Genomic DNA, 12,774 nt, shown 5'->3' with positions numbered 1-12,774 from the left:
CCAAATGATGTTCCGCCTACTCAGCCGCGATGCTCACCGCACTTGCCGGCCGATCCTTGAAGTTGATGGCCTGCAGATAGCGGATGCCGTCCTCGGCGATGTCGTCGCCGACCATGCGGTCGCCTTCGCTCTTCAGCTCGTTGAGGTCGACATACATGGCGTAGAACGCCTTGGTGCGGTCGGTGATGATGCCCGCGTTCAGCAGCGTCTTGACCAGCACCCGGAAGATGTTGGTCTGCTCCTTCATGCCCTCGCGACGGACATCGTCGGTCATGATCTTCCCGTACTCCTCGACCACCTTGTCGGGGTCCAGGCCGAACTCGGCATAGAGATCCAGCTGCTGGTGCGGCGAGACCAGGTTGAAGAGCAGGGTCTGGAAGCAGTGCGCCGCCCAGTCCTCGATGATCGCATGCTCTTCGGGGGTCAGCTTGGGCACAGTTCGGTCGGCCCAGATCTTCCCGAACTTGTGGTGGAAGGCCTCGTCGGTCATCACCAGCTGCAGCAGCTTCTTGCCGACCGGATCGTTGATCTGGTTGTAAAAGGTGGCGAAGGCGCCCATGGCCAGGCCTTCGACCAGCATCTGCATGCCGATGATCTTCTTGTAGACCTCGGGCGCGCCGATGATCTCGACCAGTAGGGTCTTCAGGGCCGGACCGCACGCGACCGGGCGACCCCAGCGGGTGCTGATATATTTGGCGAAGGCCGTGACGTGGCGGGCTTCCTCGCGGGTCTGGTTGGCCGCGTACTCCTGGGCGCCTTGGTCCTTGAGCACGTGGCACAGGCTGGCCGAGAGGTTCAGCGCGCCTTGCTCGCCGTGCAGGATCGACGAGAAGCTGCGCAGCACCGACTGGTTGATGAACCGGGTGCGGAGCTTGGGATCGCTGAGGTGATTGGAAACGTACTCGGTCGACAGGGCGATCACGAGATCTTCGGGAACCAGCGGCTGGTTCTCCATGTCGAACGGCTCGTCGAAATCGATATAGGTCTTGTCCAGCGGATCCCAGAAGTGGTCGTGGGTGGCCGCGATGATCTTGTCGAAGGCCGACGAGCGGTTGCCGTAGCGGTCGAGTTCGAGCATCGCTTCGAAGTCGTCCGGCGCCACGGCGTCGTACATGGCGTCCTTGGTGATGTTCTTGTCGGTCATGGCGGCGCTCCCTATCGGCCAGTTTGCGTCCATCAACGGGGCCGTCTTGCGCGGGCCTCCGAGCGACCTGAACACTGTCAACTCAACTCTTGACGGTGGTCAAATTAAAAATGACGGAGGCGTCACCTTTGCTGCGCTGCATTAATTCGAGGGCGGAATGAAGATCTTCGTGCTGACCGGGGCCGGAGTGTCGGCCGAGAGCGGCCTGGGCACCTTTCGCGACAAGGACGGGGTGTGGACGCAATACGACCTGAACGAGGTCGCCACGCCGGAGGGCTTCGCGCGCAATCCGGCCCTGGTGCGGGCCTTCTACAACGCCCGTCGCGAGAACCTGGCGGGTGCGGTTGCGAACGCAGCGCACGACGCCCTGGCGAGGCTCGAAGCCGGATTGGCCGCAAGGGGCGGCGCGCTCTTCCTGTGTACCCAGAACGTCGACGACCTGCACGAACGGGCCGGCTCGCAGCGGGTGATCCACATGCACGGCGAGCTGGCGGTCAGCCGCTGCCATGCCTGCCAGGCGACGTGGCCCGACACCGCGCCGCTGACCGCCGAGATCGTGTGCGAGGCCTGCGGGCGCGAAGGCGCGGCGCGCCCGCACATCGTCTGGTTCGGCGAGATTCCGCTCTACATGGAGGAGATCGAGGACGCCCTGTCAGAGGCCGATCTCTTCGTCTCGATCGGCACCTCCGGCTCGGTCTATCCGGCCGCCGGCTTCGTCGAGATGGCGCGGGCGATGGGCGTGCCGACCTGCGAGATCAATCTGGAGCCGTCCGCCAACGCCTATGTCTTCGACGAGAAGCTGTACGGTCCGGCCAGCGAGACCGTTCCGGCCTGGGTCGAGCGGGTGCTGACACAAGGCTGACAGCAGCTGCTGTACTGCTGGTATCCATCGCCTGGAGCCCGCCATGGCCAAGACCTTGAAACCGCCCGCCGAGGAAGCCGAGGGATCATGCGCCTGTGGAGCGGTGCGGCTGGCCATCGGCGTGCCGGCCCGCTGGGCGTTCCACGACCACTCGGCCGCCAGCCGTCGCGCCCAGGGATGCGCCTACGTCACCTATGTCGCCAGCTATCGCAGCCGCTTCCGCTGGCTTGAGGGGGAGGACCTGATCGCTCGCCACGAGCATGAGGGGACGACGCGCAGCTTCTGCAGCCGCTGCGGCGCGCCGCTGGCCATGGAGCGCAAGCGCAGCCCCACCATGATCAACCTGCCCCGCGCCTTGTTCTCCGGCCGCACCGGCCGCGAGCCGCGCTACCACACGTCCCTCGATGAGGCGCCCGACTGGGCCTATGCCGGCGGGAAGCTGGTTCCGCTGAAGGGCTACCCCGGCGTGATGTGGGAGCGGCCCAAGCCGAAGGCCAGGCGCAAGGCGATCGACGATTTTTTGTGAGGAAGCGGATGGCCATGACGAAGATCAGTCTCGATCCGGCGGGTTTCCGGTCTCTCGACGATGGACTTGGGTGGCGGGGCGGCCCCGCACCGTCGGGGGACATTTGGCAAATCGCCTATGGCGCTAGAACAGGATGGAAGCTCATCGCCGAGTATGTTGGTGATGGAGGTCCCGCGTGGGTCATCTTCGAGGATCACATCAGCCATCGAGCTCACGATGAGCGCGAACTCGTTGTCTATTGGACGCAACGCAACGAGGAAGGCGCACCGGTTTCGTTTGCCTACGAGATAATGCAGAGCGCGTACCTGGCCGAGATGCACAGAGGAGTTTCCGGGCTGGCGGTCGGCGGCCTGCGCCACTTCCTGTTCGGCGGGCAGAACCTTTGCCTGGAAGTGATCGCCACGACGCCGCCGATGATTACCTACACGGCCCCCCAACTACCGGCGGATGTCGAAACCTCAATCTAGGCCATTCTCCAGCGCCGCCAGGACCGCCGGCTGCACGCGGGCCAGTTCGGCCAGGCGTTCGATCAGGGCGTCCTGGCTGTCGAGCGCCAGGCCGTCGCGCAGTTTCGCCATGCGCTCCCGGACCTTGCCCAGGTCGGCCGTGTTGGCGGCGACGACCACGGCCGCCTGGTGCTTACAGGCGCCGAATTTCTCGAAGCCGGGGCAGGTGCACGAGCCCTCGCCGGCCGGGGCGCGCAGTTCCACCACATAGAGGTCGCCGACGCTGCCGGTGACGTGGGCGGTGACCTTCTCGTCCTCGATCGAAACCAGGTCGACGGCGCCGGCTTCGGCCATGGCTGCGCCGGTGTCGAACCAGCGCTCGTCCATGCGTTCGCGCCAGGCGTCTTGATCGAAGAGAGGCGTTTCCTGGGGGCTCATGCCTCGTCCTCGATGCGGTGGATGTCGTCGTCCGACAGGCCGAAATGGTGGCCGATCTCGTGGACCAGCACGTGGGCGATCAGGTCGCCGAGGGTGACGTCGCCGCGCTCTGCCCACTCGTCCAGGATCGGGCGGCGATAGAGAAAGACCCGCGACGGCTCGGTCCCGTAATCGAGCACCGAGCGGTGACCCAGGTCCACGCCCTGATAGAGGCCGGTCAGCTCGAACGGATCCTCGATGCCCAGGCTGTCCAGCACGTCTTCGGCTGGAAAATCGTCGACCCGGATGACCACGTCGCCCGACAGCTTGCGGAAGTCGTCGGGCAGGGCGTCGAAGGCGGCGCGCGCCAGGGCGGCGAAGTCGTCCAGCGAGGGGGCCAGGGACGGGGCGAGGCGTTCGGTCCAGGTCATGGCCTCCACATAGAGCGGTGGTCGCCCTCTGGCCATGGGCGGACTATTCTGAAACTCTGATTCGCTGACCCGCTGGGTAACGACGCGCCTGATGACTCCCTTTGATCTGATCCTCGCGGCGACGGCCGGCGCGGTCTGCCTCGCCATTTGCGTCAGCCTTTGGTCCCTGAGTCAGCGCCGCAGCTTCGAAGCCCGCATCGCCGCCTTGAAGGCCCGCCTGGTCGAACAGCCGGGCGGCGACAGCGCGAACGCGCCCGCCTGGGTCGAGGCTTTCGACACCGCGATCGTGGCCGTCGAGGGTGACCAGTCCTGGCTGGCGGCCGGCGGCGAAGGCCTGGCGGCCTGCGCCAAGGCGCTGGATGTCGAGGCGCAGGTGCAGGCGGTGGTCACCGCCATCGGCCGCGCCGATCCCGATCACGCCCAGAAGCTGACCGCCCTGTTCGAACGCGGCGAGGGCTGCGCCTTCGAAGCCCGCGGCAAGGCCGGTTCGGTGGAGGTCGAGGGGCGGGCTTCCGGCGCCCTGGCCTGGCTGCGCCTGTCGGCGGTCAGCGGCGGCGATGTCGGCCTGCCGTCCGCCGCACGGTTCGCCGCCCTCGTGGACAGCGTTTTCGAACCAGCCTGGGTGGCGGGCGCCGACGGTCAGGCCGTCTGGGGCAACACCGCCTTCATCCGCGCGGTCGGGGCCACGGCGCCGACGGCTGCGGCGCTGGCGGGCAAGAGCTTCGACCGGTCCGCCGACGCCATGGTCGCCGAGGCCGCCGCCAAGGGCGAGCGCAAGGAAGCCCTGCGCTGGATCAATCTGGAGGGCCGCCGCCGCGCGTTCCGCCTGTCGGCCGAGCCGCTGGAAGGCGGCGGCGTGGGCGTGTTCTGCGCGGACGTCACCGAGATCGAGGACGTCCGCGACGCCTTCAAGAAGCACGTCGAAGCCCATGACGAGACCCTGAACCACATCGCCGAGGCCGTGGCGATCTTCAGCCAGACCCGTCGCCTGTCCTATCACAACACCGCCTTCGCCACCCTGTGGGGCCTGGAGCCGGCCTGGCTGGCCGAACGCCCCACCCATGGCGAGGTGCTGGACCGCCTGCGTCAGCGCCGCCGCCTGCCCGAGAGCATCGACTATTCGGGCTGGAAGGCCGCCGAACTGGCGCGCTACGAGGACCTGGGTCCGCAGGCCGACGACCTGTGGCACCTGCCCGACGGTCGCACGCTCAAAGTGGTGCGCCAGCCCCACCCGCTGGGCGGCATGCTGCTGATCTATTCCGACATCACCGGCGAGCTGCGCTTGAAGGCCCAGTACAACGCCCTGATCCAGGTGCAGCAGGCCACGCTGGACAAGCTGAACGACGCCGTCGCCGTGTTCGGCTCGGACGGCCGCCTGCGCCTGCACAACGAGGCCTTCGAGACCTTCTGGAACGTCAGCGCCTTCGCGCTGGAGGCTGCCGGCGACTTCGAGGGCGTGGTCGACCTGTGCGTGCCGCGTCTGCACGACCTGGCCTTCTGGCGCGAGCTGAAGGGCCGGGTCGCCGATCCCGATCCGCAGATGCGTGCGCCCACGTCGGGTGAGGTCCGCACCTCGGACGGCCGCATCGTCGTCTATCAGAGCCGGCCGCTGCCGGACGGCGCGACCCTGATCGCCTTCGCCGACGTCACCGACACCCGCGACCTGCAGAGCGCCCTGGCCGACCGGTCCGCCGCTTTGGCCGAGGCCGAGCGGCTGAAGCGCGACTTCGTCGGCAACGTCTCCTATGAGCTGCGCACGCCGCTGACGACGATCATCGGCTATTCCGAGCTGCTGGAGCGCGCCGACGGCATCTCCGAGCGCGGCCGCAACCATGTGGCCGCTGTTCGCGCCGCCGCCACCCAGCTGGCCCGCTCGATCGACGACGTGCTGGACATGGCCCAGATCGACGCCGGCGAGATGGCGCTGGAGATCGAGGACATCCGCGTCACCGACCTGCTGCTCAACGCCCAGGAGCGCGCCCTGAAGGACGCCCAGCTGGGCGCCGTCACCCTGGTGGTCGAATGCGAGGAGGACGTCGGCCTGATCCGCGGCGACGCCAAGCGCCTGACCCAGACCATGGACCATCTGGTCGAGAACGCCCTGCGCCAGACCCCGCCCGGCGGTCAGGTCACCCTGTCGGCCCGCCGCGCCCTGGGCGAGGTGCGGCTGGACGTGCGCGACACCGGTCGTGGCGTGCCCTTCCACGTCCAGGCCCACATCTTCGACCGTTTCGTCGGCCGCGACCGTGGCGGCCCGGGCCTGGGCCTGGCCCTGGTCAAGGCGCTGGTCGAGCTGCACGGCGGCTGGGTGGCGCTGGAGAGCGAGCCGGGCGCCGGTTCGACCTTCACCTGCCACCTGCCCGAGACCCAGCAGCCGGGGGCCATGCAGCCGGAGCTGGGCTTCTGATCAGAACGGGTTCTTGGGTGGATTGCGCCAGTAGGTGAGTACGGCGCTGCGACGGACCACCTCGACCCGATCGATGCGCGCGGTCACGAAGCACTGCTTGTCCTGCACGACCATACGGGCGTCGCCGGTGACGTCGGTCGACGACATCTGGCCGCGATAGGCTCCGCAGAACACCTCGGGCTGTTGGCCGAGACTGGTGATCTCGCCCTCGAACACCACGCTCATCGTGCTGGCCCAGCGCGCCGCTTCGTCGCTGGAGCCTTTCATCTGGTTGACCACCAAGGGGTGAAAGCCCTCGGGCATCGCCGATCGGCCGCCCTCCTGATAGGGAATGGCCAGGCCGAAGCTGACGGCGCGGGTGGAGACGCCGGTGTAGTAGTCGGGATGGTCGATCGACGTGGCGCGCGTGAACACCATGTTCTGGTTCTGCGCATCGACGTCGAAATACAGCGACTGCAGCGGCGGCAGGGCGTCCAGCTTGCTGGCCTTGAACGTGTCGAAGTTCCGGTCGGTGATCTCGCCCAGGCCAATCGTGGTGGTCATCACCTTCTTGCGGCCGTCATAGTCCCAGCGTGCGGATTGCTTGAAGGCCTTGTACTTGCGCGTGCGCTGGTCGGTGAACGGAACCACGACCCGAAAGCGCTTGCCGATCAGGGCGCTGGCGTCCTTGTTGGCGGTCGCCGTCTCCATCGCCTGGCGCAGCGCTGGACCGTCCAGGGGCGCGGCGTCCGGCGACGCCAGAAGGGCTATAAGGAGTATTCCAAGCATTGAGCATCTCCCGGAGCTATCGCATTACGCGTGGCGCTCCAGGCGGTGTCAAGATTGGGTGTGCGAAGCGCGGCGGCGCTCGCACATAAAGATATCTTTATGCCTTAATTGATAGCTGAGGCCGGTGGTTGTATAAGCCGCCCCCAAGACTCTCATTTCCACGACTTCACCGACGCAGGAGCCGCACGTGGCCGACTACATCGTCAAGGACATCTCGCTCGCCGATTTCGGCCGCAAGGAACTGGCTATCGCCGAGACCGAAATGCCGGGCCTGATGGCCACGCGCGCCGAGTACGGTCCGCAGCAGATCCTGAAGGGCGCCCGCATCGCCGGCAGCCTGCACATGACCATCCAGACCGGCGTGCTGATCGAGACGCTCACCGCCCTAGGCGCTGAAGTCCGTTGGGCCTCGTGCAACATCTTCTCGACCCAGGACCACGCCGCGGCCGCCATCGCCGCCGCCGGCATCCCGGTCTTCGCCTTCAAGGGTGAGAACCTGGTCGAGTACTGGGAATACGCCCACAAGATCTTCGAGTGGCACGACGGCGGCTACCCGAACCTGATCCTCGACGACGGCGGCGACGCCACCCTGCTCTGCGTTCTGGGCCCGAAGGCCGAGAAGGATCCCTCGATCCTCGACAACCCGCAGAACGAGGAAGAAGAAGCCCTGTTCGCCGTGATGAAGAAGTACCTGGCCGAAAAGCCGGGCTTCTATTCGGCCATCCGTTCGGCCATTGGCGGCGTCTCGGAAGAGACCACCACGGGCGTCCACCGCCTGTACCAGATGGCCCAGAAGGGCGACCTGCCGTTCCCGGCGATCAACGTCAACGACAGCGTCACCAAGTCGAAGTTCGACAACCTGTACGGCTGCCGTGAATCGCTGGTCGACGCCATCCGCCGCGGCACCGACGTCATGCTGTCGGGCAAGGTCGCGGTGGTCTGCGGCTACGGCGACGTGGGCAAGGGCTCGGCCGCGTCGCTGCGCCAAGGCGGCGCCCGCGTGATCGTCACGGAAGTCGACCCGATCTGCGCCCTGCAGGCGGCGATGGAAGGCTACGAGGTCCAGACCCTGCAGGACGTCGCCGACAAGGCCGACATCTTCGTCACGGCGACGGGCAACAAGGACGTCATCACCGTCGACGACATGCGCCGGATGAAGAACAACGCCATCGTCTGCAACATCGGTCACTTCGACTCGGAGATCCAGGTCGCCGGCCTGAAGAACTTCAAGTGGGACGAGATCAAGCCGCAGGTCCACCACGTGGAATTCCCGGACGGCAAGAAGATCATCCTGCTGTCGGAAGGTCGCCTGGTGAACTTGGGCAACGCGACGGGCCACCCCTCGTTCGTGATGTCGGCCTCGTTCACCAACCAGACGCTGGCCCAGATCGAACTGTGGACCAACGCGGCCAAGTACGAGAACCAAGTCTACACCCTGCCCAAGCACCTCGATGAGAAGGTCGCCTTCCTGCACCTGGAAAAGCTGGGCGCGAAGCTGTCCACGCTGAGCAAGGAGCAGGCCGACTACATCAACGTGCCGGAAGCCGGTCCCTTCAAGCCGGAGCACTACCGCTACTAAAGCGTGTAGTTTCCGCGACGGAATTTCTTGAATTCCATGGAAAGGCCCGCCCTCATCGGCGGGCCTTTACTTTTCGCGCTCCAAGCGAACACGCGCCCTATTCAAGTCCGCATTGCTCGGCTAATCGCTTTGCCATGCCGCTAGCCTTGATCCTTTCCAGCCATGTCGCCGGCAGCCAGGTCGGCGCGACGGCGCAGGCCACCGCCCTGGCGCAATTCCGTATCGACTCGATGGTGGTGCCGACCGTGCTGTACGGCCGCCATCCCGGCTGGGGCATTCCCGGCGGGGCGCCGGTGCCGATCGAGGTGTTCGAGGGCATGCTGGACGGCCTCGAGGCCAACGGCCTGTTCGGTCTCGTCGACGTCGTCATCACCGGCTATTTCGCCGCCCCGGCCCAGGCGCGGGCCGCTGCGCGCGTCATCGACGCCGTACGTGAAGCGCCCCGTCCGCAAGGCGCGGCCACGCGCCGGCCGGTGGTCGTGGTCGACCCGACCATGGGCGACGCCGGCAAGGGTCTCTACATTCCGACCGAGACCGCCGACGAGATCATCGCCGACCTGATCCCGCGCGCCGACGTCGTGGCCTGCAACGCCTGGGAGCTGCAGAAGCTGACCGGGACCGACGCCCGCGATCCCGTCTCGGCCATGAAGGCCGCCCGCCTGCTCGGCAAGACCACCCTGGTGTCCTCGGTCTTCCGCGGGGCCGAGATCGGCGCCGTGCTGGCCGACAAGAAGGAAGCCTGGCTGGCCGCCCACGCCAAGGCCGAGCGCTCGCCCAACGGCACGGGCGACCTGTTGACCGCCCTCTACGCCGCCTCGATCCTGGAGGGGCAGACCTTCTCGTACGGCCTGGCCCGCGCGGTCGGCGGCGTCGCCGAGACCATCACCGCCGCCAACATCTGGAACGCGCCCGAGCTGCCGATCGTCGCCATGGGCGCGCGCATCAAGCAGACCTCGCCGACCGTCCGCATCGAGCGTCTGGCTTAAATGACCGAGATCACCGGCCTCTGCCCCGACCAGTTCTTCCGCGTGCGTGAGACGTTCGAAGCCAATTTTGAGAACAACGGCGAACTGGGCGCGCGCTTTGCCTTCGCCATCGACGGCGAGATCGTCGTCGACCTGATGGGCGGCCATGCCGATCGCAAGCGCGAGGTCCCGTTCGGTCCCGACACCCTGACGGCCCTGTTCTCGACCACCAAGGCCGTGGCGGCGCTGATGGTCGCGCGCCTCGTCGATGAGGGCCGCCTGGCCTATGACCAGCCCGTCGCCGACGTCTGGCCGGAGTTCGCGCAGGCCGGCAAGGGCGAGGTCACCGTCGAGCAGGCCCTGTCGCACCAGGCGGGTCTCTCCGGCTTTCCCGACGAGACCGACCCGGCGATCTGGTTCGACTGGGACGCCACCTGCGCCAAGCTGGCGGCCATGGCCCCGCTGTTCCCGATCGGCTCGGCCAGCGGGTATCACCCGGTGACCTATGGCTACCTGGCCGGCGAGATCTTCCGCCGCGTCGACGGCCGCACGATCGGCACGGCGTTGCGTGAGGATCTGTGCGAGCCGTTCGGCCTGGATATCTGGATCGGCCTGCCCGACAGCGAGCACGGCCGCGTCGCCGAGCTGATGCGCCCGACGGCCATGCCCAAGTTCGGCGAGCTGAACGACGCGGTGCAGGCCGCCTTTCTCAAGCCGTGGTCGTCGCCCGGCGGCAAGGGCGCGGCCGAGTGGCGGCGGGTCGAGATCCCCTCGGCCAACGGCCACGCCACCGCCCCGGCCCTGGCGCGGCTGATGAGCGTCCTGGCCGGCGACGGCAGCCTGGACGGCCGCTCGATCATCACGCCCGCCGGCATCAAGGCCGCCAGCGCCCAGCGCATCGTCGGCCAGGATCTGGTCCTGCCCTATGTGATCAGCTGGGGCGCGGGCTTCATGCGCAATGAGCCGAACTTCTACTATGGCCCCACCGCCGAAGCGTTCGGCCACTCCGGCTGGGGCGGCTCGTGCGCCTTCGCCGATCCGACGCGCGGCGTATCGGGGTCCTACGTGATGAACAAGCAGGGCAACGCCCTGATCGGCGACCCCCGCGCGGTGCGCCTGATCGAGGCGGCTTACGCCAGCCTGTAGGGCGCAAAGCGCCCCTCAGGCCGCCGCCACCCGCGTCCGCTTCCAGGCTCCGTAGGCGAAGGCCGCTACGCCCAGCCAGATGAACAGGAACGACAGCGCCCGCAGCGGCGTGAAGCTCTCGCCCAGGGCCACGCCCAGCAGGAACTGGATCGTCGGGGCGATGAACTGCAGGAAGCCGACGGCGGACAGAGGCAGGCGACGCGCCGACCAGGCGAACAGGGCCAGCGGCACGACCGTGGCCGGACCGGCCAGGGCCAGCAGCAGGCTCACCCCAGCGGCCGAGCCGAAGTGACCCTGACCAGTCGATTGCAGGTGCAGCACGTAGAGCAGGCCGGGCAGGGCCAGGTAGGCGCACTCGAAGAAGAGGCCCGTCTGGGCGTCGGCCTTCACCTGCTTGCGCAGGATGGCGTAGGCGCAGAACGACACGGCCAGGCCCAGTGAGATCAGCGGCAGGTGGCCCAGGGCCAGTGTCTGGATGCCGACGCCGATGGCGGCCAGGCCGATGGCGACCTTGCCCTCCAGCGAGACCCGCTCGCGGAACAGCAGGGCCCCGGCCGCCATGTTCATCAGGGGGTTGATGTAGTAGCCGAGGCTGGCCTCGATCACCTTGCCGGCGTTGACCGCGAAGACATAGATCGTCCAGTTGGCGAAGATCATCAGGGTCGAAAGCGCCAGGATGCCCAGGGTGCGCGGCTGGCGCAGCACCTGGCCGACCTGGGTCGCCTGCTTGGCCAGCACCACCAGGCCACCGGCCCACAGAACCGACCACATCGTGCGGTGGGCGATCATCTCCCACGAGGTGACGCCCATCGTGGCCAGCAGGTGGAAGTACAGCGGCAGGAAACCCCACAGCAGGTAGCAGACCACGCCCGCCACATAGGCCGACCGCGTCTGGTCCGGGGTCTCGTTCACGCTCGCCGACATGGCGTGTCCTTCATCTCAGAAATGAAAAGGGCTCCCGGGACGTCTGCCCCGGGAGCCCTGAAGTGTCCGCCCGCTTGTTGCGGACTTGGCGTCAGGCCGGGGTCTTCTGCTTGATCAGACCTTTGTCGTGCAGCAGCTGCGCGATCTGCACGGCGTTCAGCGCCGCGCCCTTGCGCAGGTTGTCGGCGACGCACCACAGGGCGATGCCGTTCTCGACCGTGGCGTCGGTGCGGATGCGCGAGACATAGACCGGGAACTCGCCGGCGCTTTCCTTCGGCGTCATGTAGCCGCCGTCTTCGCGCTTATCGACGACCTGCACGCCGTCGGCGTCGCGCAGGATCTCGCGGACGTCGTCCTCGTCCAGCGGGGTCTCGAACTCGATGTTCACCGACTCGGCGTGGCCGACCATGACCGGCACGCGCACGGCGGTGGCGGTCAGCTTGATCGACGGATCCAGGATCTTCTTGGTCTCCGCCATCATCTTCCACTCTTCCTTCGTGTAGCCGTCCTCCATGAACACATCGATGTGCGGGATGACGTTGAAGGCGATCTGCTTGGTGAACTTCTTGGGCGGCGGGGCGCCCAGGACGAAGACGCCCTTGGTCTGGTCCCACAGCTCGTCCATGCCCTCTTTGCCGGCGCCCGACACCGACTGGTAGGTCGAGACGACGACGCGCTTGATCTTGGCTTCGGCGTGCAGGGGCGCCAGCACCACCACCAGTTGCGCGGTCGAGCAGTTGGGGTTGGCGATGATGTTCTTGGGCAGCTTGTCGACGGCGTGCGGGTTCACTTCCGGCACCACCAGCGGCACGTCCGGGTCCATGCGGAAGTGGCTGGAATTGTCGATGACGATCGGGCCGGCCGCGCCGATCTTCTCGCCCCAGGCCTTGGAGATGGCGCCGCCGGCGCTCATCAGCACGATGTCGACGGTCGAGAAGTCGAACTGCTCCAGGTCCTCGCAATGCAGGATCTGGCTGCCGAACGAGACCTCGACGCCGATGGATTTGCGGCTGGCGATGGCGTGCATCTTGTCGACCGGGAATTTGACTTCCTCGAGGATGTTGAACATCTCGCGGCCAACATTGCCCGTGGCGCCGACCACGGCGACCCGGTAACCCATCGCGCTCTCCTGAAACTGTGTGCGTCCGCTGATCGCGCG

Annotated in this window: 13 protein-coding genes; 7 read left to right on the top strand and 6 right to left on the bottom strand. The window is 67.1% G+C overall.

Annotated features, from left to right (window positions below):
- Positions 1-16: 16 nt before the first annotated feature.
- Positions 17-1,144, bottom strand: a complete 1,128-nt coding sequence (locus E1H18_RS24635) for a ferritin-like domain-containing protein (RefSeq protein WP_172274339.1) — start codon at positions 1,142-1,144, stop codon at positions 17-19.
- A gap of 157 nt (positions 1,145-1,301) precedes the next feature.
- On the opposite strand from E1H18_RS24635, the gene E1H18_RS24630 reads away from it, so the two are divergent.
- The 3 genes from E1H18_RS24630 to E1H18_RS24620 are packed head-to-tail and all read left to right on the top strand — an operon-like array spanning position 1,302 to position 2,999.
- Positions 1,302-2,006, top strand: coding sequence for an NAD-dependent deacylase (locus E1H18_RS24630; RefSeq protein ID WP_172274336.1), 705 nt, complete (start codon positions 1,302-1,304; stop codon positions 2,004-2,006).
- Between the two features lie 43 nt (positions 2,007-2,049).
- Positions 2,050-2,532 (top strand): GFA family protein, encoded by a 483-nt coding sequence (locus E1H18_RS24625; protein ID WP_172274334.1) that lies wholly within the window; start codon positions 2,050-2,052, stop codon positions 2,530-2,532.
- 14 nt (positions 2,533-2,546) lie between these two features.
- Positions 2,547-2,999, top strand: coding sequence for a hypothetical protein (locus tag E1H18_RS24620; protein ID WP_172274331.1), 453 nt, complete (start codon positions 2,547-2,549; stop codon positions 2,997-2,999).
- Here E1H18_RS24620 and E1H18_RS24615 read toward each other — a convergent pair.
- Positions 2,991-3,416 carry an SWIM zinc finger domain-containing protein gene (locus E1H18_RS24615; RefSeq protein WP_172274328.1) on the bottom strand — a complete coding sequence of 142 codons (426 nt, stop codon included), beginning with the start codon at positions 3,414-3,416 and terminating at the stop codon, positions 2,991-2,993. The genes E1H18_RS24620 and E1H18_RS24615 overlap by 9 nt on opposite strands.
- Positions 3,413-3,826 (bottom strand): metallopeptidase family protein, encoded by a 414-nt coding sequence (locus tag E1H18_RS24610; protein WP_172274492.1) that lies wholly within the window; start codon positions 3,824-3,826, stop codon positions 3,413-3,415. The genes E1H18_RS24615 and E1H18_RS24610 overlap by 4 nt, the downstream gene beginning before the upstream one ends.
- A gap of 91 nt (positions 3,827-3,917) precedes the next feature.
- Between E1H18_RS24610 and E1H18_RS24605 the strand changes: the two genes are divergently transcribed.
- A complete protein-coding gene (locus E1H18_RS24605) occupies positions 3,918-6,233 on the top strand; it encodes an ATP-binding protein (RefSeq protein WP_172274325.1) in 2,316 nt (771 codons plus the stop codon).
- Here E1H18_RS24605 and E1H18_RS24600 read toward each other — a convergent pair whose 3' ends face one another.
- The gene (locus E1H18_RS24600; protein WP_172274322.1) at positions 6,234-7,001 is read right to left on the bottom strand and encodes a hypothetical protein; all 768 of its coding nucleotides are present in this window, start codon (positions 6,999-7,001) and stop codon (positions 6,234-6,236) included.
- A gap of 187 nt (positions 7,002-7,188) precedes the next feature.
- Here E1H18_RS24600 and ahcY point away from each other — a divergent pair, with 187 nt between their 5' ends.
- From ahcY to E1H18_RS24585, 3 genes are all read left to right on the top strand, one after another.
- Complete coding sequence (gene ahcY / locus E1H18_RS24595) at positions 7,189-8,580, top strand: adenosylhomocysteinase (protein WP_172274319.1); 1,392 nt, start codon at positions 7,189-7,191, stop codon at positions 8,578-8,580.
- A gap of 134 nt (positions 8,581-8,714) precedes the next feature.
- Positions 8,715-9,566, top strand: a complete 852-nt coding sequence (locus E1H18_RS24590; protein WP_172274316.1) for a PfkB family carbohydrate kinase — start codon at positions 8,715-8,717, stop codon at positions 9,564-9,566.
- Entirely contained in the window at positions 9,567-10,691 is a 1,125-nt protein-coding gene (locus tag E1H18_RS24585) for a serine hydrolase domain-containing protein (protein ID WP_172274313.1), read from the top strand.
- A 15-nt stretch (positions 10,692-10,706) separates the two neighbouring features.
- Here the strand turns inward: E1H18_RS24585 and rarD are convergent, their stop codons facing one another.
- Together rarD and E1H18_RS24575 are read right to left on the bottom strand one after the other, a co-directional pair.
- Positions 10,707-11,615 carry an EamA family transporter RarD gene (gene rarD / locus E1H18_RS24580; RefSeq protein WP_172274310.1) on the bottom strand — a complete coding sequence of 303 codons (909 nt, stop codon included), beginning with the start codon at positions 11,613-11,615 and terminating at the stop codon, positions 10,707-10,709.
- A gap of 91 nt (positions 11,616-11,706) precedes the next feature.
- Positions 11,707-12,735 (bottom strand): aspartate-semialdehyde dehydrogenase, encoded by a 1,029-nt coding sequence (locus E1H18_RS24575; RefSeq protein ID WP_172274307.1) that lies wholly within the window; start codon positions 12,733-12,735, stop codon positions 11,707-11,709.
- Positions 12,736-12,774 lie beyond the last annotated feature (39 nt).

Source organism: Caulobacter sp. RHG1 (assembly GCF_013181195.1).
Lineage (GTDB): Bacteria > Pseudomonadota > Alphaproteobacteria > Caulobacterales > Caulobacteraceae > Caulobacter.
This window is presented reverse-complemented; position numbering and strand designations above follow the sequence as displayed.